A 25,168-nucleotide genomic window follows, 5' to 3' on the forward strand; every position below is an offset into this window, starting at 1 on the left:
GTCGTCGGGCTTACTCGGGTGCGGGGCCCTTCTTGTCGCGGTAGAGCCGGTCGTCGGCACGCAGCACAAGCTCCCGGGCCTCGATCGACCCGTCGGTCTCGTAAAGACCGACGCTGAAGGCGATGTCGATGTCCGGCACGGACAGGGTGCCGGCCACCTCCGCCAGCCGCTCGCGTATCGTGTCCATCACCGTCTCGGCCTGTGCTTCCTCCGTTTCCGGCCAGATCACCATGAACTCGTCGCCGCCCCAGCGTCCGAGCGTGTCGACGTCGCGCAGGTGCTGCCCGATGGTGCGCGCGAAGGCGACCAGCACCTCGTCGCCCGCCTGATGGCCGTAGGTGTCGTTGATGTCCTTGAAGTTGTTCAGGTCGATCATCGCGAGGGTGAGCACGTGATCGAACCGCCGACAGCGCTCGATCTCGTCGTGCAGGATCCGGGACAGGTGGCGCCGGTTGTGAACCCCGGTGAGCGGATCGTGGATCGCGGCGCGCTGCAACTCTTCCATCAGCTTCGCGCGTTCGGAAATGTCGCGCACCACCGCCGTGAACTCGGTCCGCGCGCCGACGTTGATCTTGGCGATGGTCACCTCCACCGGAAACTCGGACCCGTCGCTGCGCAGACCCATCACCGACACGCGCGATTCCATCGGTCGCGACTTGATCGGCGAGCGCGCGAAGCCGTTGAGATAGCTCGCGTGTTTCTCGCGAAAGCGGGTCGGGATCAGGGTTTCCAGCTTGCGCCCGACGGCCTCCGACTTCGGCGTCTTGAAGATCTCGCTGGCCGCGTTGTTGAACAGCACGATGCGGTGGTTCTCGTCGACCGAGATGATGCCGTCATAGGCGGAATCGACCACGGCCTCGAAGCGGCTCTGCGTCTGGGTCAGCGAGGTTTCGAGCGACTTCTTGTCGGTGATGTCGATGCAGGTGTTGAGGACCCGGCGCGCGGCGCCGTCGCCGGCGAAGATCGGGCACAGCACGAAGCGCCACCATGTGACCCGGCCGCCCCGGTCGATCACGAATTCGGCTTCCGTCGTGCTTTGCGTCTTCAGGCAGGCCTCGATCTGCTCGAGAAGCGGAATGTAGATGTAGCGCGGCACGATGTGCGACAGCCGCGCCCCGCCGAGCTCATCGGGCGCGCGATCCAGCATGGTGGCGAACTGCCGGTTCGCCGCTGAAACATGGAAGTCCTCGTCCTCCATGCGCCTGTAGACCGCCACGCTTGCCCCGATGGCATTGACGAAGGCGCTCAGCAGTTTCTGGTTTTCTGGAAGGAAGGCCATGCGCAGCGACTTGGTTCCGGAATGCGAGTGTGGCGACGAAAACGTGAACATGGAGCGTGTCTCATCGACGCGGAGAGACACGTCAAACTACGTACCGGTGCAAGTAAAAACTTGATTCGCAATGGAAAACGACTGGTAGATTGACGCGGATCGGCCCGGATTTTCGCCTTTACGGCGCAAATGTTCGAAAATTACGCTGCGCGCACAAGAGTTTGGATTTGATCTGTGCGGTTCGTCCGGATCTCTGCACGTTGCGTCCGGCGTCGGCGGGGGGGCGGCCCGAGGGGCGGGATCAGTTCTTGCGGTCGACCGCGCCGACGTCGAGCAGGGGCGAGGCGTCGAGCGTTCCGGCATTGAGCATCGCGCCGACCCGTTCGAGCGACGCGACGATCATCGCCTGTTCCCAGTCCTCGAGCTTCTCGAACTGGCTGGCGAACACCTCCTGCAGCGGATCGGGCGCGGTGCGCAGTGTCTCGTGGCCGGCCTCGGTCGCCGCCACCCAGACGATGCGGCGATCCGTCTTGCCCCGGGTGCGCGTCACCAGCCCGCGGGCTTCCAACTTGTCGAGCAGCGACGTCGCCGTGGCCTGGCCGACGCCGGCGCGCGTCGCGATGCCCTTCGGCGTGATTTCGCCATGTTCGGCGATGATGGAGAGCACGATGTACTGCGGAGTCGTCAGCCCGGTCGCGCGCGCGAGCTTGCGCGCGTTCAGATCCGTGGCCCGCAGGATGCGCCTGAGGGCGATCAGGCTCGTTTGGACGCGATTCTCCATGCCCAGTCCCTTTATTTTTCGTTTCGGCCGTTGTTAGCAGACGAAGCGTCATTCGATAAGCGAACTTTTTGACCGCCATATCCTTCTGAGCTGGAAGCGTTTTCGCTGATTTTGCTCATTTTTTTGGCGCTGAAGGTTGAAAAATAGTTCGATAAACGTATTATCTCGCTCGAACGGAGACGAGGAGCCCATGAGCCTTACGCAAATCAAGCTCAAGCATCGTGCTGCTGACCGTGCCAATGACGGCATCACCTTCCGCCGCCCGACGGCGGAGGACGGAGCCGCAATCTGGCGGTTGATCGCCGAGTGCGATCCGCTGGACGAGAATTCGATGTACTGCAACCTTCTGCAGTGCGACCATTTCGCCGACACCTGTGTCGTCGCCGAGCGCGACGGGGAGATCGTCGGCTGGGTGTCCGCCTATCTGCTGCCCGACGCGCCCGACAGCGTGTTCGTCTGGCAGGTGGCCGTATCGCCGTCCGCCCAGGGTGCGGGCCTCGGCAAGCGCCTGCTGGGCGCGCTGCTGGCGCGCGACGCCTGCGCCGGGGTGCGTCATCTCAAGACCACCATCACGTCGGACAATGACGCGAGCTGGGCGCTGTTTTCCTCGCTCGCACGGCGCAGCGGCGCCAAGATGGAGCGTGAGCCCTACTATCGCCGCGACGCGCATTTCGACGGCGAGCACGCCACCGAGCACATGGTGACGTTGCGCTTCGAGGAGCGGGCCCGCAGCGCAGCCTGAGGCGCGCCCGAGCCAGGCCCGACGCGCCGCGCAGGATGCGCGGCGTCACGGCCGCTTTAACCCGATCTTTTGCACTTGAATCCCGAGAGGATTGCCATGACGACCGTCAAATCTGACGACCGTACGATCTTTGCGCGCCGCGAGTCCGAGGCGCGCAGCTACTGCCGCAGCTTTCCGAGCGTGTTCACGTCGGCGCGCGGCGCGACCCTTGTCGACTCCGACGGCCGCGAGCACATCGACTTTCTCGCCGGCTGTTCGTCGCTCAACTACGGTCACAACGACCCGGACATGAAGCAGGCGCTCGTCGACTACATGATGAGCGACGGCGTGACCCATGGTCTCGACATGCACACGGCCGCCAAGGCCGAGTTCCTGTCGACCTTCGAGCGTCTGATCCTGGCGCCGCGCGGCATGGACCACAAGGTGATGTTCACCGGCCCCACCGGTGCCAACGCGGTCGAGGCCGCGCTGAAGCTGGCGCGCAAGGTGACGGGTCGCACGAATGTCGTGACCTTCACCAACGGCTTCCACGGTGTGACGCTCGGCGCGCTCGCCGCCACCGGCAACAGCTACCATCGCGGCGGCGCCAACCTGCCGCTCGCCAACACCACGCGGATGCCCTTCGACGGCTATGTCGCCTCTGGCGCGGACGCGGCGGAGCTTCTCGACAAGATGCTCTCCGACCCGTCCGGTGGCATCGACGCGCCGGCTGCGATCCTGCTCGAGACCGTGCAGGGCGAGGGCGGCCTCAACGCGGCGAGCGCGGAGTGGGTGCGCCGGGTCGAGGAGATCGCGCGGGCCCATGGCGCGCTGCTGATCATCGACGATATCCAGGCCGGCTGCGGCCGCACGGGCACCTTCTTCAGCTTCGAGGACATGGGCGTGTCGCCGGACCTCGTGCCCATGGCGAAGTCGCTGTCGGGCTTCGGCCTGCCGTTCGCCGCGCTGCTGGTGAAGCCGGAGCACGACGTCTTCGGCCCGGCCGAGCACAACGGCACCTTCCGGGGCAACAACCATGCCTTCGTCACGGCGCGGGTCGCGCTGGAGAAGTTCTGGGCCGACGACAGCTTCCAGAAGGGGATCGCGGAACGCGCCGCCCTTCTGGAGGAGCGCCTGACGCGCATCGCGGCGATGCTGCCCGATGCCCGCCTCAAGGGGCGCGGCATGATGCGCGGCGTCGACGTCGGTACCGGCGAGCTCGCCTCGGAGATCTGCAAGCGCTGCTTCGAGGACGGCCTGATCATCGAGACGTCGGGCGCCCATGACGAGGTCGTCAAGGTGCTGGCCCCGCTCAACATCGACATGGCGCTGTTCGCGAAGGGGCTCGACATTCTCGAGGCCGCCGTCGCCGAACGCGTCGAGACAACGAAGATCGCTGCGGAGTAAGCGACATGATCGTCAGAGACTTTCACGAAGCCAAGAACACCGACCGCAAGGTCGGTGCCCAGCGGTGGAACAGCGTCCGCCTTCTCCTGAAGGACGACGGTATGGGCTTCAGCTTCCACATCACCACGATCGAGGCCGGGTCCGAGCACCGCTTCCACTACAAGCACCATCTGGAGAGCGTCTATTGCGTCTCCGGCAAGGGCTCGATCACGGATATCGCCACCGGCGAGACCCACGAAATCCGCCCCGGCGTGATGTATGCGCTCGACAAGCATGACGAGCACATCCTGCGCTGCGAGGAGGAGACCGTGTTCGCCTGCGTGTTCAACCCTCCGGTGACGGGCGACGAGGTGCACCGCGAGGACGGCTCCTACGCGCCGGCCGATACGGCGGCCTGACAGCGCCGCCACAGATTTACCGAGATCCGCTCCGGCGCCCCGCGCGCCGGAGCCCGCCGGGCGCGCGCCACGGAAGCGCGCGGGCCGACACGGCCATGTCCCAGGCGAGACCACACCCAAAGCCCCCTGATTTCGATCATGAGCGACAATCGGACTTCGCCTTCCACGTCTTCTCTCGTGTCGGACAATGACGCGCGTCCCGCCCCGACCGGGCATACGGTGGAAAAGATCGGCGGCACGTCGATGAGCCGGGCCCGCGAGCTGGTGGACACGATCCTCGTCGGCACGCGCGGCGAGGACGACCTGTATAACCGGGTCTTCGTGGTGTCCGCCTTCGGCGGCATCACCAACAAGCTGCTCGAGGACAAGAAGACCGGCAAGCCGGGCGTCTACGCGTTGTTCGCCGACGCCGACGAGGACCTCGGCTGGACCGAGGCGCTCAGCTCCGTCGCGCGCGAGATGCACCGCATCAACGCCGAGCTGTTCGACGAACTGGCGGACCGCGACGTGGCCGACGAATTCGTCCGCGAGCGCATCGAGGGCGCGCGCGGCTGTCTGATCGACCTGCAGCGCCTGTGCTCCTACGGCCACTTCAACCTGGCCGAACACATGCAGACGATCCGCGAGCTGCTGTCGGGCCTCGGCGAGGCGCATTCGGCGCATGCGCTGACGCTGCTGCTGCGCCGGGCCAACGTCAACGCCCGCTTCGTGGACCTGTCGGGCTGGCGCGACGAAAGCCAGCCGGATCTGGCCGAGCGCATCGGCAACGCCATGGCGCGCATCGACCTGGAGCGCGAACTGCCCATCGTCACCGGCTATGCCCAGTGCAGCGAGGGCCTGATGGGCGAGTACGACCGCGGTTATTCCGAGGTGACCTTTGCCAATATCGCCGCGCAGACCGGCGCGCGCGAGGCGATCATTCACAAGGAATTCCACCTCTCCAGCGCCGACCCGCGTCTGGTGGGCGCGGACAGCGTGCGCAAGATCGGCCGCACCAACTACGATGTGGCCGACCAGCTGTCCAACATGGGCATGGAGGCGATCCACCCGAACGCCGCCAAGACGCTGCGCCAGGCCGGCGTGCCGCTGCGCGTGACGAACGCCTTCGAGCCCGAGGACCCGGGCACGCTGATCGACGCCGAACCGGCGGATACGGCCGGCGTGGAGATGGTCACCGGTCTGCCGGTGTCCGCGCTCGAGCTCTTCGAGCAGGACATGGTCGGCGTGAAGGGCTATGACGCCGCGATCCTCGACGTGCTGACGCGCCACAACGTGCGCATCGTGTCGAAGGTGTCGAACGCCAATTCGATCGTGCATCACGTCGAGGCGCCGCTGAAGCACCTCAAGCGCGTGGAGCAGGATCTGATGAAGCGCTACCCGTCCGCGCGCATCGCCACGCGGCGCTCGGCCATCGTGTCGGTGATCGGGCGCGACCTGAGCGGGCTGAAGGTCATGCTCGGCGGCCTCAAGGCGCTCGACGCGGACGGCATCGAGGTGATCTCCGCGCAGGAGACGGGCCGCAAGGTCGACGTGCAGTTCGTCGTCTCGGCCCGCGACAAGGATGCGGCCATCAAGACGCTGCATCGCACCTTCTGCGAGAGCGACGCGCGCTCCGGCGACGGCGATCTGCGCCACGCCGCCTGAGAGGCCCGGGACGCAATCGGCTGACTTCGGAACGGGCGCCGGTGGGATCTTCCCCCGGCGCCCGTTTGCATTGGAAGGATCGCGTGATCCGGCGCGCCGGTCAGCGCGGCGGGTCCGCGGCCGGCGCGGGGGGCGTCTGCAGCAGCGCCGCGAAGGGCGCAAGGCGGGGACGTCCGCTGGCCCATACGGCGGTGTCGAGATCCCAGCGCCGGCGCACCACCAGCCAGGCCGCCACCGCGTTGACCGTCAGCCCGCTCGTATAGGCGATGCCGATGGCCAGCACGCCGAGCTGCGGCGTCAGGGTGACCACGAGACCCGCCGAGAGGGCGAGCGAGGTGCCGAGGATCGCCAGGATGGTGCGTTGCTGGCGGTGGCTGGCCAGGATCGACATCGCCGGCCCGAAGGCGGAGCGCACGAGGAAGGCCAGCGAGATCAGCATCAGCAGGCCATGCCCTTGCGTGAAGGAGGGATCGAACACGGAGAGCACCAGGCTTCCGAGCAGGGCCAGTCCGACGAGCGCGCAAACCGAATAGCCCACCGACAGCCAGTTGGTCATCGCCACCGTGTCGCGCGTGCGCGCCTCGTCGGCGCTGGCCATCGCGTGAAACAGCTTCGGCTGGAAGATGCTGTAGATGGAACGCATGCCGAGCCCGGCGAGCAGGCGGATGCGGAAGCACACATGCAGCAGCGCGACCTCCGCCGGGGCGAGGAAGAAGGCGGCCGCGATCAGGTGGAACTCGATCACATAGTCGGAAACGAGCGAGATCGAGAACCATGTCGGCGCCAGCTCGCGCCAGCGGGCGAGGTCGAGCTGCGGGCGCGGCAGGCCGCCCCCGGGGCCGAGTGCCGCGATGCCGCGCCACAGGAAGACGAGCTGCGCGAGCGCCGCCGCCCATACGACGATTGCGGCGAGCACGAGCAGGCTGGTGCCGGACGGCGCGACGCCCGCCAGGATCGCGCCGACGAGCAGCGCCAGCATGGTCACCGGGCGCATCAGGCTTTCGGGCAATTGCGCGGCGACCTGGCGTTGCAGCCCGCCGAGGATCGAGCCGTTGAGGGTCAGAAGCGCTGCACCCGGCGCGATCACCGCCACGGCGATGAGGCCGGAATGCCCGAGCGAGGGGATCAGCGGTTGGATCGCATCGCCGAAGACGACGACCGCCGCGGCGAGCGCGCTGCCGAGTATCAGCAGCAGGACAAAGCCGGTGAGCGCCAGTCCGAGGATCTTGCCCGGCTGATTGCGCGCCTGATACTCGGCGGTGAGCATCTGCGCGAAGGCGGGCAGCCCGAGCACCAGAAAGAGCGCCACAAGGGCGGCCGACGACAGACTCACGGCATAGAGCGCCAGCGCTTCCGTTCCCACATGGCGGGTGATCAGGAGCGCGGTGAGAAAGCCGCAGGCCGCGCCGAAGAGGCGCGCGCCGGTCAGGGTCGAGATCTTGGCGAAGAGACGGAACATGGCGTCGGCCTCAGCCCGGCCGCGCCGGCCCGCGCAGCGTGTCGAGAAACACGCGCACCGCCCGCCGGGCATCGCGCGCCTTGAGCGCCAGCGGCGCGACCCGGCGGGTCACGGGACCGCCGGCGATCCAGTGCCAGGCGGCCTCCTCGCCGATGCGGCCCTGCTTGCCGACGAGGCCGCGCTTGAACTGGTGCAGGCTGCTGTCCTTCGAATTGGCACCGATCAGATCGTACCAGAGGAGGCGCGGTTCGCCGCACAGGTATTCGATGGCCTTCCACTGCATGAAGAAGCCGGCCTTGAGCGGCAGCGCGGCATCGCTCGACGCGCCATAGAGATAGGTGGCGCGGTCGCCGAGCCGGTCGATCACGGCGGCCGCCACCGGCGCGCCGTTCTTGCGCACGACCAGAATGCGCGGGCGCGGCAGGGGCGTGTCGGCGGCCATGCGGTGGCGGATCGCGGTGACCGGGTTGTAGTCCATCAGTCCCTTGCGGGCGACCATCTCCCGGTACAGCGCATAGAAGGTGTCGAAGCCCTCGACCGTATCCTCGAAACCTGCCGTCAGGCCGGCCTGTTCGGACTTCTTGATGTGCGCGCGGGTTTTCTGGTTGAAGCTCGTGCGCACCTCGTCCGCCGGGATCGACACATCGACGAAATAGCGCTCCGGCGACACCGGCCGGTCGACGACGCGAAACCCGAGACGGGCGAAGACGCTGTTGTAATCGAAGGCGTCGGTCGGTTCGGCCCGCGGCAGCATCAGCAGCAGCCCGCCGCGCGTGAGCGCGAGCTCCTCGGCGAGCGCGCGATAAAGCTCCGGCACAACGCCGAAGTCCGGCGCGCGGCCCGCAAGCCGCCACATCGGGCCGCCCTGCACCTGATGCACCACGAGGCCCGGCACCGGAGAGGGCATGCGCCGGGCCAGCGCGGCGCCGATCAGATCGTCGCCGCGATAGACCGCCAGCCGGCGGAAGGCGTCGCGCGGGAACCGGCCGTCGTAAAAGGACTGGAGCTGTTCCTGCACGACATCGTCGAAGCGCGCGGCGAGCGCGTCCCATTGATCGGCGGGAACGTCCAGCACCGAGGTCGCGGCCTTGCAGGACCTGACGACAGCCGACGGGCGCAGGCCCGCGTCGGTGCGGGACAGCGTCAGCGACGGCGAGGGGGCGGGCATGTGCATCGGGGTCAGGCTTTCCGGGTCAGATGCGCGGTGGAGGCGCGCGCGGGGGCCGGGTGCGCGGCGGTCTTGCGGCGGCGGGTGAGTTTGCCGATCAGGGGCAGTTCGTCGCAGATCTGCAGCAGGCCCGGGACCGGATCGCGCCAGGTGAAGCCCACATCGACATCCGCGCGCAGCGCGGTGGCGAAGGCCGACGTCACCGCCCGCAGATACGCGCCAAGCGCAAGGCCGCCGAGATTATAGGCGCCCTTGTGGACCTGCAGGTCGCGCGCCAGCCAGGAATAGGCGACGCCGGCGCGCCCCTCGACCAGGGGCGCGGGCGCCGGGGAGGGCGGCGCGGTGGCGAGATCGAACAGGAAGCCGGTGAGATCCAGCCCGCAGTATTCCGGGACCGCATGATTGCCGGCGATGCGGGCGTTGATCTCCAGGAAGGAGCGCGTGCCGGTGTCGGGATCGACCAGAAACTGCGCGCAGCCGATGCCCGTGTAGTCGAGGGCGGCGATCAGTCGCTCGCAATCGCGCTTGAGCGCCGGGTCGAGCGGCAGCGTCACGCCGTCGAGCGCGAGGCCGGACCCGTCGGCGCGGTCGGTGCGGGTGATGAGCGCATGCAGAACCCGCTCGATGCGCCCGTTGCGGGCGGCGAAATAGACGTTGTGGCGCGGGCCCTCGGCCTTCTTCTGCAGCAGCAGGAGTTCGTGGCCCGCCGGCCAGAGCGAGAAATACGTGGCGAAGTCCTCCGCGTCCGTCACCGTGATCGCCTTGTTGTCGAACAGCAGCGTGTCGGCCGAGGCCGGGCGGATGACGAGCGGAAAGCCGATGGCGTGGGCGTGTCGGGTCAAGGCGTCGAAATCATGCACCTCCGCGAAAGGCGCGATCGGCACATCGCAGTTGCGCGCGAGCTCCATCATGAAGCGCTTGTCGAGGCAGCGGCGCACCAGATCCGGGTCGGGCGCGACGAGGCGCACATGCGCCGGCAGCCTCATGTCGTGTTCGGCGAAGAAACGCACCGCCGGTTCGGCGACCGGCAGGACCGCCGTGACGTCGCCGCGCGCGGCGAGGAAACCGGTCAGCGCGCGGGCGAAGTCCTCCGGCGCGCGCGACAGCGAGGGGTGATCCCAGGTCTCGTCGACCGCGCGGGACTTTTCCGCGTCGCCCTCGTAGCCCTCCAGCCCGCAGACGATGCGATGCCCGCGCGCCTTGAGCCGCCGGGCGATCACCTGCGTCGGGCGATAGTTGCCGAGCAGCAGCACCGCGCCCTTCGGGCTTTCGGTCCTTGTCGGATGTGTCATGACGCCTGTCCCTGCAACTGAACGACCGCGCCCGGCCGCCAAAGCGCGGCGGCGGGTCTCGAACTTGGCGTCGAGACTAGCCCGCCGGCCCTGCGGCCCGGTTAACCGAGGGCGGCGATACCCCCTGAGGTCACGGGCTTTTCCCGCGCGTGGTAAACGCGGTGTTGCCGGGCGGGGCAGGGGTGCGCCGCACGCGCAATTGCATGCGCACACCATCGTGCATTGCGTTATCGGGCCTCGTTCGGCGGATCGTCGAAGCCCCACTCGAGGAACTCCTCGAACGTGCGCGGGTGCACCCTGTCGGCGATGATTGTCAGGATCTCGCCGGTTGAGTGGGCAAACTCGCGCATGCGCCGCCAGGCCGCGTGATCCTTGGGGGACAGCAAGTCCGCGCCATGCTCTTTGACGTGCATCTTGAATCTTTCGAACTCGTCCTTCCAGTGCGCGGCATGCCGGAGCCGCCCCATCGGGCTCCATATATCCACGTCGCCAATCGTGAACACACGCACGCGGTCCAGGAAGGCGTCTTCCTCCTGTTGCGCGGTGCGCCAGATCTCAAACAGTTCGAACATACAATTCGACGACTTGAGATACCTGTAGCTCAGAAAGACGAACACGCGGTCGCCTGCACCGATCCGCCTCATGAATTTCGAGATGCTGTCGCCGAAGCCGAGATCGTCCTTGTCGCGGACGATGTGGATGCCGCGCCGCCCGTAGTCTGCGCAAAGGCGGTCGACGTCGGCCTCCCGTTTTCTTCCCTCAGGCGTCTTGTCGTCGGCCCAGGCATAGGACACGAAGTATTCGGGATCGGCCGGCTTGGCCTGGGAAAACGACAAGGCACGCTCCTCGGTCTGCTCTTCTTCGCGGACACCGCCCGCCCGGGGCAGAGCGTCATTGCCCTTGACGGTAAGCGACACGCCGAAACGGGCGGCCTGCCGTTTCACGATCCCGGTCATATGGTCCAGAAGCTTCGGACGGGCGGCGGAGGTTGGCTGCCGTGGCCGCGCGCGCAGCACGATGTTTCCGCTCCAGCTGTCGGGGTCCGGGCGTTGCTGCTCGATCAGGATTTCAGCGCCGGACCCGTCCTCGAAGACGGAAAGCCCGGTCGCCCAATAGTCGCCATCGACGCCGGCCTGTTGCCCGATCTCCGCGATGATGCCGCGGATGAGCGTTTCGGGAAGAACATCGCAGGCGAAGTCGGCCCGCCGATCGCGGTCGTCCTCGGTGTCCCACAGCCGCGTCACGTGCCCTGGACGCTCCGTGGGCAGGAGTTCCGGCGCGATATAGTCGATCATGTCGGGATCGCTGGCATGGGCGTTGCGATGGGCAAAGCAGATGCCGCAGCTTTCCATCATCGAGAGGAACACGCGCTGCTCCTCAGGCTCATAGTCCTTGTCCCAGAGATAGACCCCCAGATCCGGCCGGGTGAAACGTCCGCCGGCGTTCTTGAGCGCGCGGTAGCACAGACCCCGGTGAAAGACGGCATAGATCGCTTCCAGCGCCCATTGCTGATCGAGAATGATCTTGTCGTGCAGGATCCCGTCCCCGTGGAACACCGTCCCGGCATTGTGCAGGAACCTCAGCAGCATCGCCGGATCGGAGATGTCGCCGGTTTTGTCGCAAAGCCGCAGATAGGTCGCGTAGCTCAGGGTCTGATGTTTGCGCTCCTTGGTGGGCCGCGCCACATCCTCCGCGCGCCAGGCTTCCAGTTGCGTTTTCACCGCCGCGCGACCGGGGCCGATCAGGGGTGGATTGAAGCTGGTGTAGGCCCGGTTCAGATCCTCTTTGAGCGCCGCGAAGCCATGCCCGTCGCGCGCACTTGTATGAAGGACGCGCTTGAAGCCGGAGAACCCCTTGAGCGCCTCCCGGGCCGGGTCCGGCAGGTCGCGTTCGTCCTCGATCGCGTCGCATTGCGTCTGCACGACCAGGACGGGGGCGTCGTCGCCGGCGAACTGGCGCACGTGATCGAGCCAATAGGCGAGCGGAAAGTTGCGAAACCGCAGGCCGTCATGCTCATGGGTGTCGCTGTCCTCCATTGCCGGGGTCCAGCAGATCACGAAGACGGCGCGGCTGCGCAGGAAGAGCGCATGCGTGCCGTGATAGATGTCCTGCCCGCCGAAATCCCAGACATGGAACCGCGCGGGATCGCCGGCTGGGCGCCCGGGAACGGCGAGATCGGCGACAAGAATGCCATGCGTGGAGTCGGCGTTTTCCTCGAAACCTTCGCCGCGCAGACGCCGCACGAGTTGGGTTTTTCCCACCCGCCCGTTGCCGAGGATCATGAGCTTGGCATCGCTCATCTCTACCGGCGCGTCGCCCAGATCGGCGAGATGCGCGCGCAGGGACTGGAGGCAGTTATCTATAGGGGAAGAAGACAGGACCTCGGGCGGAAGTCCCGGGATCCTTGTTCTGTGGAAACGGAGGTTTTGAAGTGTGTCCTTCATCCAGAACTCGGGCGGTGGCGGCGTTTCGATCTTCAGGCCGGAACAGTGAAGGATTTGCAGCGCCGTGAGGCCGGCGATCGGGGTGAGGTCGCTGACCTTTGTGTCGGAGCAGCCGATTTGCTCTAGGCGCTTTAACCTCGAGAGCGGGGTCAAATCTGCTACTTTTGTGTTGCTGAACGCTAGAATTCTTAGTGTGAGGATTCTCTCGAGCGGCGCGAGATCGTCCACTCTTGTATCAAAGCAGCCAAGATGTTGCAGTTGGGGCAAATCCTTGAGTGGCACGAGGTCGACAATTCTGGTGGAGGCGCACTCCAATGATCGCAGTCCTATCAGATCTTGTAGTGGTATGAGGCTGGAAACATTGGTTCCAGTGAAATTGAGGTGTTGTAATCTGGAGAGGGGTTGGATCGGTGTGAGGTCGGTCACCAAAGTGAATTTGCAGGAAAGAAATGTTAATCTTGTTAGTTTTTTAACCGGAGATAGATCTTTGATCTGAGTACTGGAGCACCCGAGGCTCTGCAACTTCGTTAGGGCTGCGATCGGCGTTAGGTCTTTTACCTGCGTCCCAGAGCACTCGAGGCTCTGCAAATTCGTTAGGGTTGCGATCGGCGATAGGTCTTTTACCTGCGTCCCAGAGCACTCGAGGCTCTGCAACTTCGTTAGGGCTGCGATCGGCGTTAGGTCTTTTACCTGCGTCCCGGAGCACTGAAGGTTCTTTAACGCCGTTAGTGTCGCGATTGGCGAGAGGTCTGTGACCTGCGTAATGGAGCAGTTTATGCTCTGCAGCGCCGTTAGCTCTTGGAGCGCGGACAGATCAGCGACTTCAGTTCTGGAGAACGCGAGGCATTGCAATTCTGCCAATCCTTGAAGTGGGGTCAGATCGTCTATTTCACTTCCAGAAAAGTCGAGAGCCCGCAGCTGCATCATCCCTCGTGTTGGCGATAGGTCGCGAACTCTTGTGTGGTGTAGCGTTAGGTTCTCCAGATATACAAGTTCTTTGAGCGGCTCTATGTCGATCACCGCCGTTTCTGAAAAGTCGAGTATTTGCAGGTTTCTTAGGCTATCGATAGAAGTTAGATCTGTGATCGATGTATGCGAGAAAGTGAGGCCCAGCAATTGAGGGAGATCTGTGACCGGCTTGAGATTGCGGATCTTAGTGTGATCACACACGAGGTAAACGAGGTTCGCGGATTTTCGAAGTGGCGAGAGGTTGTCCACAAGTGTGAAGGCGCAGTTTAGACCCCGCATGTGATCAAGGTCGTGAAGCGGGGACAGGTCTGAAATTGGCAACCAACTCAGGTCAAGCACTTCCAGACGCGATAGCGCGGATGAAAATTCGCTTGGTAACGTCTGAAACACGTTCGCTGTTTGTTTGTCGTCTTCAGTGACTCTGAACCACGGCATTTTCCGGGCGTTTGCCGACAGGCCGAGAAAGAGCCGTTTCAGCCATGTCAACTCCAGAACCTCCGGCGGAAACGCCTGCAAGGCCAGACCGCCGAGGTCGAGCTCCTCGTTTCGGGCTGCCTTGCACGCCGCGATCCGGCGCCGGGCTTCTTCCTCTCCGGCGGCCATCCGATCCTTGTCAGACAATGCCCATATCCTTCAATCGACGACTCGAATGCCGCGATCACAGCATACGGCCGACGACAGGCGCAACGGACACGGGTAAGAGGCAGGAAAGGCGGGATAACGCATAAGGCCGCAGCATCGTCAATGCGCGGCGTGGTCAAGATCTGTCAATGTCGGGAGGACAATCAAACAGGAGCGTGGTGGCTCCCCGGGCCGGACTCGAACCAGCGACCCAGCGGTTAACAGCCGCTTGCTCTACCAACTGAGCTACCGGGGATCACGCTTGGCGATGCAGTGCATCGCGTCGGTGGCGAGCTTCTAGCAAATCCCGTCCCGATTTGCCAAGCCTTTTGTCGGAAAACTTTTCCACAGCGCGGGCGTTGGCCATCGCGGCAGCGCCATGGGGTGGCGGCGCGGTTGTCGGTGCGCGGGCTTGCAGGTTTGCAGTGGGCGGCGCGGCGCGTGGCGTGCGTGCCCGCTCTTGTTGAAGCCCGTCCGGCGCGGTAAGGATAGGCATGTCCGGTCTTCCCGCAGCGGACGAAGTCCGCGGGAGGAGAAATTCGGAATGCGGTGGGGGAGGACCCAATCAGGGCTCCCGAATCCGCAGCTGCCCCCGCAACTGTGAGCGGCGAGCCTTCCTGCATGACCACTGGGCGACAAGCCCGGGAAGGGCAGGGCCGGGCGACGACCCGTAAGCCAGGAGACGAGCCGGCCGAAACCGCGTCACGCGCCGTCGGGTGGACGGCAGGAGGGCTCCATGATTCGTCTCGCAGTCGCCGGGCCTCCCCCCGGCGCAGGTGATTTCCCGTTCCCGCACCCGCCGGGCCGTGTCCCGGCCGCGTCGCGCGCCGCGCCATGACGGAGGCCGCCCCGGCCGTGCGCAGCGTGCTGGTGACCGGCGGCGCGCGCTCCGGCAAGAGCCTTTTCGCCGAAGGGCTCATCCGTGCCAGCGGCCGCGAGCCCGTCTATGTCGCGACCTGCGGCGCCTTCGATGCCGAGATGGAGGCGCGCATCGCCCGCCATCGCGATCAGCGCGGCCCCGGGTGGACGACAATCGAGGAACAGCGCGCCGTCGCCGAGGTGATCGCCCGCGAGGCCGCGCCCGATCGCGCCGTGCTGGTCGACTGCCTGACGCTGTGGCTGTCCAATTGTCTCTTCGCCGAAGCCGATATCCCCGCCGAGGTGGCCGCGCTCGCCGAGTCCGTGCGCGGCGCGGCCGGGCCTGTGGTGCTCGTCACCAATGAGGTCGGCTCCGGCATCGTGCCCGAAAACGCGCTCGCCCGGCGCTTCCGCGACGAACAGGGCCGCCTCAACCGCATGATGGCCCAGGCCTGCGAGGCGGCGGTGCTCGTCGCCGCCGGCCTGCCGCTCGTCCTCAAACCGAACGCCAGCCAACCGGAGATCCGCCTATGACCGCATCCGCAAAGGCGCCGAAGCCGAAAATCCCCGCCACCATCGTCACCGGCTTTCTGGGGGCGGGCAAGACGACACTGCTCGCCAACCTCCTGCGCGAGGCCAGGGGGCAGCGCATCGCGCTCATCGTAAACGAGTTCGGCGACATGGGCTTCGACGGCGCGCTGGTCGACGGCTGCGCCGATCCCGATTGCGCGGCCGACGATGTGGTGGAACTCACCAACGGCTGCATCTGCTGCACGGTGGCCGACGATTTCCTGCCGACCATGGAAATGCTGATCGACCGGGACGAGGCGCCCGATCACATCGTCATCGAGACGTCGGGGCTGGCGCTGCCGCAGCCGCTGGTGCGGGCCTTTTCCTGGCCGAGCGTCAAGACGCGCGTCACCGTCGACGCGGTGGTGACGGTGGTCGACACGGCCGCCGTGGCCGAAGGCCGGGTCGCCAGCGACGAGGCGGCGGTCGCGGCCCAAAGGGCGGCCGACGACGCGCTCGACCACGACAGCCCGGTCGAGGAACTCTTCGAGGACCAGCTGCGCTGCGCCGATCTCGTGGTGCTCAACAAGGCGGATCTGGTCGACGCCGCCGCGCTGGAGGCGGTGCGGGCGAAGGTCGCCGCGCGTCTGCGCCCGGCGGTGGAGATCGTCGCGGCGGAAAAGGGCGTCCTCTCGGCCGACGTGCTGCTCGGGCGCGGCAGCGCCTCGGAAGACGACATGACGGGCCGCGAAAGCCATCACGAGAGCGGTCACCACCCCCACCACCACGACGATCACGACGACCACGATCATCACCATCATCACGACCACGATCACGACGACTTCGAAAGCCATGTGATCGCGGTGCCTGCCGTGGCGTCGCTCAAGGATCTGGAGGCGCGCGTCGCCGCCGCGATGGCGCTTCCCGGCGTCTTGCGGATCAAGGGTGCCGTCGCGGTTTCTGGCAAGGCGGCACCCGCCATGGTGCAGGCGGTCGGCCCGCGGGTGGAGGCATGGTTCGCCCGCGACGCGCGCGCGCCCGGCCATCTCGTGGCGATCGGGGTCGCCGGCTTCGATGTCGCGCGTGTGCGTGGACTGCTCGCCGAGGCGGACGCCGCCTGAGGCCGGCATCGGACGGGGCGCGCGCATGCATATTCTCGCCGGCCGCAGCGGGGCGATCGATCAGGGCGACGAGGCGGTCGACCTGGAGCAGTCGCCCGCCGATCTTCTCGTCCTGTCGGCCGCCGACACGGAGCTGTCGGCGCTGGCGGCCGCCGCCGAGCGGCTCGGGGAGCGGGCGCCGGGGTTGCGGCTTGCCAGTTTCCTGGCGCTGTCGCATCCCTATTCGGTGGACCTTTATGCCGAGACGACGGCACAGGGCGCGCGGCTGATCGTGCTGCGGCTGCTCGGCGGCGCGGAATACTGGCCCTACGGGCTGGAGCGGCTGACGGAACTGGCGCGCGGCCATGGCATTGCGCTCGCCGTGATGCCCGGTGACGACCGCTGGGACGCCGATCTCGCGGCCCGCTCCACGCTGGAGGCGGGCGCGGTCGAGCGGCTGTGGCGCTATCTGGTCGAGGGCGGGCCGGAGAACGCCGACAACATGCTGCGCTATGCGGCGCATCTTCTTGAAGGTGCGGCGGAGCCCGATCCGCCGCGTCCGCTGTCGCGCGCGGGTCTTTATCTGCCGGGGGTGTCGGCGCCCGGGCTTTCCGATCTCACGGCCACCTGGGACGATGCAGAGGCCCCTGTCGCGGCGCTCGTGTTCTATCGGGCGCTGCTGCAGGGCGGGCAGACCGCCCCCGTCGACGCGCTGGTGGCGGCGTTCCGGGAGCGCGGCCTCAACCCGCTGCCGGTCTTCGTCGCCTCGCTGAAGGAGGCGGAATCGGCCGGCGTTCTGGCGGCGCTGTTCGAGGCCGCGCCGCCGGACGTGGTGGTTAATGCCACTGCCTTCGCCGTGTCGAAGGCGGGGCGCGCGCATGAGCCGACCCCACTTGATGCGCCAGGCGCGCCCGTGCTTCAGGCGATCTTCGCCTCGTCCTCTCAGGACGGGTGGAACGACGCCGATCAGGGCCTGTCGATCCGCGATCTCGCCATGCATGTGGTGCTGCCCGAGGTCGACGGACGCATCACCACGCGGGCCGTCTCCTTCAAGGAGCAGGGAGAACGCGACACCTTGACCCAGTCGCGGCCCGTGCGCTTCGTGCCGAAGGCGGACCGCATCGGCTTTGTTGCCGATCTCGCCGCGCGCTGGGCGCGGCTGCGCCAAATGCCGGCAGCGGAGAAGAAAATCGCGCTGGTGCTCGCCAATTATCCCAACAAGGACGGACGGCTGGCGAATGGCGTCGGCCTCGACACGCCGGCCTCCTGCGTCAACGTGCTGGCCGCCCTCGCCCGCGAGGGTTACCGCGTCGAGGGGCGGCCGGCCGACAGCGCGGCGCTGATGGAGGTCATCAGTTCCGGGCCGACCAACGCACTCGCCGACCGCACGGTGCGCACCGGCGGCGCGACGCTCGATCTCGACATCTATCGCGACCACTTCGCGCGGCTGCCCGCGCGCGTTCGCGATGCGGTCACCGACCGCTGGGGCGCGCCGGAGCGCGACCCGCATGTGGCGGAGGGCGCCTTTCGGCTCGCGGTCACGACCTTCGGGCAGGTGGTCGTCGGCATCCAGCCGGCGCGCGGCTACAACATCGATCCGAAGGAGACCTATCACGACCCGGATCTGGTGCCGCCGCATCACTATTTCGCCTTCTACATCTGGCTGCGCGCGGTTTTCGGGATCGATGCGGTGGTGCATCTGGGCAAGCACGGCAATCTGGAATGGCTGCCGGGCAAGGCGCTGGCGCTGAGCGCGGCCTGCTACCCCGAGGCCGTGCTCGGCCCCGTGCCGAACGTCTATCCCTTCATCGTCAACGATCCGGGCGAGGGCGCGCAGGCCAAGCGCCGTACCTCGGCCGTCATCGTCGATCACCTGACGCCGCCGCTGACGCGCGCCGAAAGCCACGGCGTCGCCGCCGAACTCGAGGTGCTGCTCGACGAGTATTATCTGGCCCAAGGCGTCGATCCGCGCCGGCTCAAGGCGCTGACCCGCGATATTCTCGATGCCGCGACGCGCGCCGGGCTCGATGCGGACATCGGCCTCACCGACGCGATGGACGAGGAGACCCGTCTCGCCCGGCTCGACGCGCATCTGTGCGACCTGAAGGAATTGCAGATCCGCGACGGGCTGCATGTGCTGGGCGAAGCGCCGCGGGGGCGGCTGCTGACCGATCTGCTGGCCGCGCTGGTGCGCGTGCCGCGCGGCGCGGGCGCGGGCAATGCGGGACTGACGCGGGCGCTGGCGCAGGATCTGGGTCTCGCGCCCGCGTCGTCCCGGCCAAGCGAAGCGCGCGCCGGGATCACGAGCCAGACAGACTTCGACCCGCTCGACTGCGCCTTCGAGGCCGAGTGGAGAGGCCCGCGCCCGGCGGCGCTCACGGCTGTGTCCGATGCGCCCTGGCGCAGCGTCGGCGACACGGTCGAGCGGCTGGAACTGCTGGCCGCGCGTCTGGTCGAGGCGGGGACGGCGCCGGAAGGCTTCGCGGCGACCGCCGCCGTGCTGGAGGAAATCCGCACGCGCATCGCCCCGGCGGTTGCGGCCTCCGGCGACAATGAGATCGCGGCCGTGGTCGACGCGCTCGCCGGACGTTTCGTGCCGCCGGGGCCGTCCGGCGCGCCGACGCGCGGACGGCCCGACGTGCTGCCGACGGGGCGAAATTTCTATTCCGTCGATGTGCGCGCGGTGCCGACCGAAACCGCCTGGCGGATCGGCGCGGCGAGCGCCGAGCGGCTGGTCGAGCGGCATTTCCAGGACGAGGGCGACTACCCGCGCGCCGTGGTGCTGTCCTGCTGGGGCACGGCCAACATGCGCACCGGGGGTGACGACGTCGCCCAGGCGCTGGCGCTGATCGGCGCGCGGCCGAAGTGGGAACCGGGGTCGGGCCGGGTGACCGGCTTCGACATCCTGTCGCTGTCCGAGCTCGGCCGCCCGCGCGTCGACGTCACGCTGCGGGTGTCGGGCTTCTTCCGCGATGCCTTCCCGCACCAGATGGATCTGTTCCAGTCGGCGGTCGCCGCCATCGCCGCGCTGAACGAGCCTGCCGACGCCAATCCCCTGGCCGAGGCGATCAAGCGCGAGACCCGCCGGCGCACGGCCGAGGGCGAGAGCGCGGAGGCGGCGGCCCGCGCCGCCACCTTCCGCGTGTTCGGCTCGAAGCCCGGGGCCTATGGCGCGGGCTTGCAGGCCCTGATCGACGAGGGCGGGTGGGAGGCGCGTGCCGATTTCGCCGACGCGTTCCTCGCCTGGGGCGGTTATGCCTATGGTGGCGGTGTGCAGGGCGAGGGCGCGCGGGATGCGCTGGAAGACCGCTTGTCCGGGGTCGACGCGGTGCTGCACAATCAGGACAACCGCGAGCACGACCTGCTCGATTCCGACGATTACTACCAGTTCGAGGGTGGATTGGCGGCAACGGTCGAGACGCTGAAGGGCGAAGCGCCGAAGGTCTATCACAACGACCATTCGCGCCCCGAGCGCCCGGTGATCCGCACGTTGGGCGAGGAGATCGGCCGGGTGGTGCGGGGTCGCGCGGCGAACCCCAAGTGGATCGCCGGCGTGATGCGCCATGGCTACAAGGGCGCCTTCGAGATCGCCGCGACGGTCGATTATCTCTTCGCCTTCGCCGCCACCACCAACGCGGTGGGCGACCATCATTTCGACCAGCTCTATGACGCCTATCTGGACGATCCGCGCGTGCGGGACTTTCTCGCCGAGGCCAATCCGAAGGCGCTTGAGGAAATCGCGGCGCGCTTCCGCGAGGCGGTGGAGCGCGGCCTTTGGACGCCGCGGCGCAATTCGACGCGCGCGGCGCTGACAATCGAACAGGGGGAGACGATCGGGTGAGCGACAGGAAAGCCGAGATGAGTGACGCGGAGCTCAACGCGCGCCACGCGGAAAAGATGCGCAAGAAGAAGGCCGCGCGCGACAAGATCATGGCCACCAAGACCATCGAGAAGGGCCTGGTGATCGTCCACACCGGCAAGGGCAAGGGCAAGTCGACGGCGGGCTTCGGCATGGTGTTCCGCTCGCTCGGCCATGGCCACAAGGTCGCCGTGGTGCAATTCGTCAAGGGGCGCATCGAGACCGGCGAGCGCATGGCGCTGGAGCGCTTTTCCGATCTGGTGACGATCAAGCGCATGGGCGAGGGCTTCACCTGGGAAACCCAGGACCGCCAGCGCGACATCGACGCGGCGCGTCAGGCCTGGGAAGCGGCCAAGGAGATGATCCGCTCCGGCGACTATCGCCTCGTGCTGTGCGATGAACTCAACATCGTCCTGCGCTACGATTACCTGCCGATCGAGGAGGTGGTGGCCTTCCTGCGCGACGAGAAGCCCGAGGACGTGCATGTCGTCGTCACGGGCCGCAACGCCAAGGACGAGCTTCTGGAGATCGCCGACCTCGTCACCGAGATGACGCAGGTGAAACATCCCTTCCGCTCCGGCGTGAAGCCGCAGGAGGGGATCGAGTTTTAGAACGAGGCGGACGAAGCAATTGGGGGCAAGATGAAACTCTTCGACAGCAGCACGCGCCGGGCGTCGCCGGATCACGGGGAGCTCGTGCGCCGCTATGAACTGGTGCGCACGCTGGTGGAGTTTCTGGCCGCCGTGTTCTTCGTCATCGGCAGCGTGTTCTTCTTCTACGACAGCCTGCTCTATGCCGGCACGTGGTTGTTCCTGATCGGCTCGATCCTCTTCGCCGTGCGTCCGACCATCCGGCTGGCGCTGGAGCTGCACCTCACGCGCCTGCCCGTGCCGGACGAATTCCGCCCCTATGGCGCGCGGCTCGAGGAGCAGGATCGCCCGTGAGCGCGAGGCGGCCGCCCGCCCTGATGATCCAGGGGACCGGATCGAATGTCGGCAAGAGCCTGATCGTCGCCGGCCTGTGCCGGCTGTTCGCCAACCGGGGGCTGAGGGTGCGGCCCTTCAAGCCGCAGAACATGTCCAACAACGCCGCCGTGACCGCCGACGGCGGGGAGATCGGCCGGGCGCAGGCGGTGCAGGCGCTGGGCGCGCGCGTGCCCTTGAGCGTGCACATAAACCCGGTGCTCCTGAAACCGGAAACGGACGTCGGCGCGCAGGTGATCGTGCAGGGCAGGCGCGCCGGCACCCTGCGCGCCCGCGCCTACGGCAGCCGCAAGGCGGAACTTCTGCCCAAGGTGCTGGAAAGCTTCGAGCGGGTCGGTGCCGACGCCGACCTGGTGCTGGTGGAGGGGGCGGGCAGCCCGGCGGAGATCAACCTGCGCGCCGGCGACATCGCCAACATGGGCTTCGCCGAGGCCGCCGACCTTCCCGTCGTCCTGTGCGGCGACATCGACCGGGGCGGCGTGATCGCCTCCGTCGTCGGCACGCATACGATCCTGCCCGAGGACGAGCGGGCCCGCATCAAGGCCTTCTTCATCAACCGGTTTCGCGGCGACGTGTCGCTCTTCGACGATGGAATGCGCGAGATCGCGGCGCGCACCGGATGGGCGCCGCTCGGCGTGGTGCCGTGGTTCGCGGATGCGCGCAAGCTGCCGGCGGAGGATGCGCTGGATCTCGCCTCGGGCACGGGCGACGGGCCGGTCCGGATCGCCGTGCCGGTGATCAGCCGGATCGCCAATTTCGACGATCTCGATCCGCTGCGCATGGAGCCCGGCGTGTCGCTGACGCTGGTGTCGCCCGGCGACGCGCTGCCGGGCGACGCGGATCTGGTGCTGCTGCCGGGCTCCAAGTCGACCGTCGGCGATCTCGCCTTCTTCCGCGCGCAAGGGTGGGACATCGATCTCGCCGCCCATGTGCGGCGCGGCGGGCGGGTGCTGGGGATCTGCGGCGGCTATCAGATGCTGGGCCGCACGATTTCCGATCCTCAAGGCATCGAGGGACCGGCCGGCACGGTCGAGGGGCTCGGGCTGCTGGACGTCGAGACGGTGCTGACGCCCGACAAGCGGCTCGTGGAGGTCACGGGCCGTCACGTGGCAAGCGGCGCGCCGCTCGCCGGCTACGAGATCCACATCGGCCGCACGGGGGGCGCGGACACGCACCGCCCCTTCGCCCGGATTTCTTCGGGCGACGAGGGGACGCATGACGACGGGACGCACGACGATGGCGCGGTCGCGGCGAACGGGCGCATCGCGGGCACCTATCTGCACGGGGTTTTCACCGACGACCGCTTCCGCGCGGCGTTTCTGGATGGGCTCGGCGCGCCGGCGTCGCTCGCCTATGCGCAGGAGATCGACGCGACGCTGGATGCGCTCGCCGCGCATCTGGAAGGCTGCCTGGACATCGAGGCTCTGTTCTCAATCGCCTGCAATTAGTAGGTGTATTTTGCAGCCGATCCTGGATACGGTGTGATCGCTGCACTTGAAACCGGCCCGGAGCCCCGCATGTCCCTGTCTCGCAGATTCGCGCGAGGTCCGTCCTACGCCCGCCTCATCGTGCGGATTTTCGGGGTCTATCTGCTCGTCATCCAGATGCCGTCGCTCCCCTTTGCCCTCTCCCTGCAGCCCGCGTCGCCGAATGCCTTGGAGTCCGCGCTTTTCGCGGGCGTGATGATTGTCCTCTTCGCGGTCGCGCTCGTCCTCATCCTCTGGCCGGGGGTGCTGCTCGGCGGGCTCGGGTTCGACCGTCGGGAGAGCGAGGCGACGGCGGAGGCCTCCGCCCCGCTGGAGGTCATCGGCGTGTCGCTGGTCGGCCTCGCGCTGGCCATGGCCGGGCTGAAGAAGGCGGTCTACTGGTCGGTCGCCTACGGGGCGGGGATGGCGGACAACCTCGCCGGGAACCGCGCGGCGCAATGGCTGGTCGGGCAATGGCCGGAGATCCTCTCCGACGCCTTCCTGCTGCTGGCCGGCGGTCTTCTCGTCCTCGGACCCGGCAAGGTGGCGGGCGTGCTGCGCCGCCTGCGCGGCTGGCGGCCCGGCGGCGCGCTGACGGACTGAAGCGCCTACGAAGCCTTGCGCTGCCAGAGGACAAGCTGGTTGTTCGCGGGCATGGCGATGTCCTCGATCAGCCGCAGCCCCTGCGCCCGCGCCAGATCGTCCAGCGCCTCGAAATCGCGAATGCCGCTCTCCGGGTTCCAGCTCTTGAGCTGCGCGTCGAAGGCCGCGTTGCTCGCCGTGGTGAAGGCCCCGCCGTATTTCATCGGCCCGTAGACGCCGAGCAGCCCGCCGGGCGCGAGATGATCGCCGACGCGGGCGAAGAAATGCCCCACGCTGACAAAGGACATGATGTGCAAGGTGTTCGCCGTGAAGGCCGCGTCGAAGGCCTCCGGGCTGTCCGCCGGCGGCAGCGGCCAGGGCGGGGCGGCGACGTCGAGCGCGAGCGGGGCGGGCGTGCGCTGCGAGCCTTCCGCTTCGAGCCGCGCGGCGATGCCGGGCACGGCGTCGGCCAGATCGCTGCACTGCCAGATGAGATGCGGCAGGGCGGTCGCGATGTGCACCGCATGCTGCCCCGTCCCGCTGCCGATTTCCAGCACCCGCCGGCGTGCCGTCAGATGGGGCGTCAGCGCGGCGAGGATCGCGTCCTTGTTGCGCTCGGCGGCGGGGGCATGGGGCAGCATGGCGGGCCTCAGGTCAGAAGGGCGGGAAGCGCGACGGCGAGGATAAGGCCGCCGTGCAGGGCGCAGGCGAGCACGAGCGCTTTCAGCGCGCGGGTGATGTCCCCGGCGGTGGCGTCGCGCCGCCCGTCCGGGTTCATGAAGGGATCGTCGACCGTGTAGCCGCGATAGGCGCGCGGTCCGGCCAGCGCCAGACCGAGAACGGCGGCCATCGCCGCTTCCGGCCAGCCGGCGTTCGGCGAGCGGTGGTTGGGCGCATCGCGGCGCATCCTGGCGAAACAGGCGCCGATCCTGCTGCCAAACAGCGGCGCGGCGGCCAGGATCGTCAGGCCCGCAAGGCGTGCGGCCGGAAGATTGACCAGATCGTCGAAGCGCGCCGAAGCCCAGCCGAAGGCGCCGTGGCGCTCCGTTTTGTGGCCGATCATGGAATCGGCCGTGTTGACCGCCTTGTAGGCGAGCAAACCGGGAAGCCCGAGTAGCAGGAACCAGAACGCCGGCGCCACCACGCCGTCGGCGTAGTTTTCCGCGCAGGATTCGATCGCCGCGCGCGAGACGCCGGCCTCGTCCAACTGCCGGGGATCGCGCCCGACGATCATCGCCACGGCCCGCCGTCCGCCCTCCAGCCCCTCGCCGACGAGCCCGTCGCGCACGGCGGCCACATGCTCGTACAGGCTTTTCTGGGCGAGGAAGATCGCGGCGACGAGAACGATGCCGATCTCGCCGAAGGGCAGTCCGCGCAGGATCGCCTCCAGCAGGAAGCCGATCAGCAGCGCAAGCGCCACCAGCGCAACGAGAAAGACGACGCCATAGGCCTTGCGCCGGCGTTCCGGCGCGTCCGGCGTGTTGAAGTCCTGATCGGCGATCTCCACGAGCTTGCCGAAGAGCACCACCGGATGCGGCACGCGCCGCCACAGGGCCGGCGGATCGCCGACGAGCGCGTCGAGCGCGAGCGCCAGCACCAGCAGCAGCGCGGCATCGGAGAAGAACAGCATGGCCGC

General features: G+C 67.5%; 19 protein-coding genes, 1 tRNA gene and 1 riboswitch. Of the genes, 11 read left to right on the forward strand and 9 right to left on the reverse strand.

Annotated elements, in window-relative coordinates:
- Positions 1 to 10 precede the first annotated feature (10 nt).
- The gene (locus ABL312_RS04825; RefSeq protein WP_349360240.1) at positions 11 to 1,279 is read right to left on the reverse strand and encodes a diguanylate cyclase; all 1,269 of its coding nucleotides are present in this window, start codon (positions 1,277 to 1,279) and stop codon (positions 11 to 13) included.
- Positions 1,280 to 1,571: 292 nt separating this feature from the next.
- A complete protein-coding gene (locus tag ABL312_RS04830) occupies positions 1,572 to 2,051 on the reverse strand; it encodes a MarR family transcriptional regulator (protein WP_349360241.1) in 480 nt (159 codons plus the stop codon).
- Between the two features lie 190 nt (positions 2,052 to 2,241).
- Here ABL312_RS04830 and ectA point away from each other — a divergent pair, with 190 nt between their 5' ends.
- From ectA to ABL312_RS04850, 4 genes are all read left to right on the forward strand, one after another.
- Complete coding sequence (gene ectA, locus ABL312_RS04835) at positions 2,242 to 2,793, forward strand: diaminobutyrate acetyltransferase (RefSeq protein ID WP_349360242.1); 552 nt, start codon at positions 2,242 to 2,244, stop codon at positions 2,791 to 2,793.
- Positions 2,794 to 2,889: 96 nt separating this feature from the next.
- Positions 2,890 to 4,179 (forward strand): diaminobutyrate--2-oxoglutarate transaminase, encoded by a 1,290-nt coding sequence (ectB, locus tag ABL312_RS04840; protein ID WP_349360243.1) that lies wholly within the window; start codon positions 2,890 to 2,892, stop codon positions 4,177 to 4,179.
- 5 nt (positions 4,180 to 4,184) lie between these two features.
- On the forward strand, positions 4,185 to 4,577 hold the full coding sequence (locus tag ABL312_RS04845) for an ectoine synthase (protein ID WP_349360244.1): 393 nt from the start codon (positions 4,185 to 4,187) through the stop codon (positions 4,575 to 4,577).
- A gap of 138 nt (positions 4,578 to 4,715) precedes the next feature.
- Positions 4,716 to 6,221 carry an aspartate kinase gene (locus ABL312_RS04850; RefSeq protein WP_349360245.1) on the forward strand — a complete coding sequence of 502 codons (1,506 nt, stop codon included), beginning with the start codon at positions 4,716 to 4,718 and terminating at the stop codon, positions 6,219 to 6,221.
- Between the two features lie 100 nt (positions 6,222 to 6,321).
- On the opposite strand, the gene ABL312_RS04855 is transcribed toward ABL312_RS04850, so the two are convergent.
- The 5 genes from ABL312_RS04855 to ABL312_RS04875 form a co-directional block, all read right to left on the reverse strand.
- Positions 6,322 to 7,680, reverse strand: coding sequence for a hypothetical protein (locus ABL312_RS04855; protein WP_349360246.1), 1,359 nt, complete (start codon positions 7,678 to 7,680; stop codon positions 6,322 to 6,324).
- A 10-nt stretch (positions 7,681 to 7,690) separates the two neighbouring features.
- On the reverse strand, positions 7,691 to 8,854 hold the full coding sequence (locus ABL312_RS04860) for a GNAT family N-acetyltransferase (protein WP_349360247.1): 1,164 nt from the start codon (positions 8,852 to 8,854) through the stop codon (positions 7,691 to 7,693).
- Between the two features lie 5 nt (positions 8,855 to 8,859).
- The gene (locus ABL312_RS04865) at positions 8,860 to 10,140 is read right to left on the reverse strand and encodes a hypothetical protein (protein ID WP_349360248.1); all 1,281 of its coding nucleotides are present in this window, start codon (positions 10,138 to 10,140) and stop codon (positions 8,860 to 8,862) included.
- A 227-nt stretch (positions 10,141 to 10,367) separates the two neighbouring features.
- Complete coding sequence (locus ABL312_RS04870; RefSeq protein ID WP_349360249.1) at positions 10,368 to 14,174, reverse strand: leucine-rich repeat domain-containing protein; 3,807 nt, start codon at positions 14,172 to 14,174, stop codon at positions 10,368 to 10,370.
- 180 nt (positions 14,175 to 14,354) lie between these two features.
- Positions 14,355 to 14,430 (reverse strand) — tRNA-Asn (locus ABL312_RS04875).
- Between the two features lie 226 nt (positions 14,431 to 14,656).
- Positions 14,657 to 14,881: riboswitch (cobalamin riboswitch) on the forward strand.
- A gap of 127 nt (positions 14,882 to 15,008) precedes the next feature.
- Here ABL312_RS04875 and cobU point away from each other — a divergent pair.
- From cobU to ABL312_RS04910, 7 genes are all read left to right on the forward strand, one after another.
- Positions 15,009 to 15,566, forward strand: coding sequence for a bifunctional adenosylcobinamide kinase/adenosylcobinamide-phosphate guanylyltransferase (gene cobU, locus ABL312_RS04880; protein ID WP_349360250.1), 558 nt, complete (start codon positions 15,009 to 15,011; stop codon positions 15,564 to 15,566).
- Entirely contained in the window at positions 15,563 to 16,663 is a 1,101-nt protein-coding gene (gene cobW, locus ABL312_RS04885; protein WP_349360251.1) for a cobalamin biosynthesis protein CobW, read from the forward strand. The genes cobU and cobW overlap by 4 nt, the downstream gene beginning before the upstream one ends.
- Before the next feature lie 25 nt (positions 16,664 to 16,688).
- Positions 16,689 to 20,483 carry a cobaltochelatase subunit CobN gene (cobN, locus tag ABL312_RS04890; RefSeq protein WP_349360252.1) on the forward strand — a complete coding sequence of 1,265 codons (3,795 nt, stop codon included), beginning with the start codon at positions 16,689 to 16,691 and terminating at the stop codon, positions 20,481 to 20,483.
- 17 nt (positions 20,484 to 20,500) lie between these two features.
- On the forward strand, positions 20,501 to 21,112 hold the full coding sequence (gene cobO / locus ABL312_RS04895) for a cob(I)yrinic acid a,c-diamide adenosyltransferase (protein WP_349361346.1): 612 nt from the start codon (positions 20,501 to 20,503) through the stop codon (positions 21,110 to 21,112).
- Between the two features lie 30 nt (positions 21,113 to 21,142).
- Positions 21,143 to 21,445 (forward strand): YrhK family protein, encoded by a 303-nt coding sequence (locus ABL312_RS04900; protein WP_349360253.1) that lies wholly within the window; start codon positions 21,143 to 21,145, stop codon positions 21,443 to 21,445.
- 23 nt (positions 21,446 to 21,468) lie between these two features.
- Positions 21,469 to 22,932: a cobyric acid synthase gene (locus ABL312_RS04905; protein WP_349361347.1), complete on the forward strand. Its 1,464-nt coding sequence runs from the start codon at positions 21,469 to 21,471 to the stop codon at positions 22,930 to 22,932.
- Positions 22,933 to 23,001: 69 nt separating this feature from the next.
- On the forward strand, positions 23,002 to 23,553 hold the full coding sequence (locus ABL312_RS04910; RefSeq protein WP_349360254.1) for a hypothetical protein: 552 nt from the start codon (positions 23,002 to 23,004) through the stop codon (positions 23,551 to 23,553).
- A gap of 5 nt (positions 23,554 to 23,558) precedes the next feature.
- Here ABL312_RS04910 and ABL312_RS04915 read toward each other — a convergent pair whose 3' ends face one another.
- Positions 23,559 to 24,173 carry a DUF938 domain-containing protein gene (locus ABL312_RS04915; protein ID WP_349360255.1) on the reverse strand — a complete coding sequence of 205 codons (615 nt, stop codon included), beginning with the start codon at positions 24,171 to 24,173 and terminating at the stop codon, positions 23,559 to 23,561.
- A gap of 8 nt (positions 24,174 to 24,181) precedes the next feature.
- Positions 24,182 to 25,162, reverse strand: coding sequence for an adenosylcobinamide-phosphate synthase CbiB (gene cbiB / locus ABL312_RS04920; protein WP_349360256.1), 981 nt, complete (start codon positions 25,160 to 25,162; stop codon positions 24,182 to 24,184).
- Positions 25,163 to 25,168 lie beyond the last annotated feature (6 nt).

The sequence above is a fragment of the Stappia sp. genome, from assembly GCF_040110915.1.
Lineage (GTDB): Bacteria > Pseudomonadota > Alphaproteobacteria > Rhizobiales > Stappiaceae > Stappia.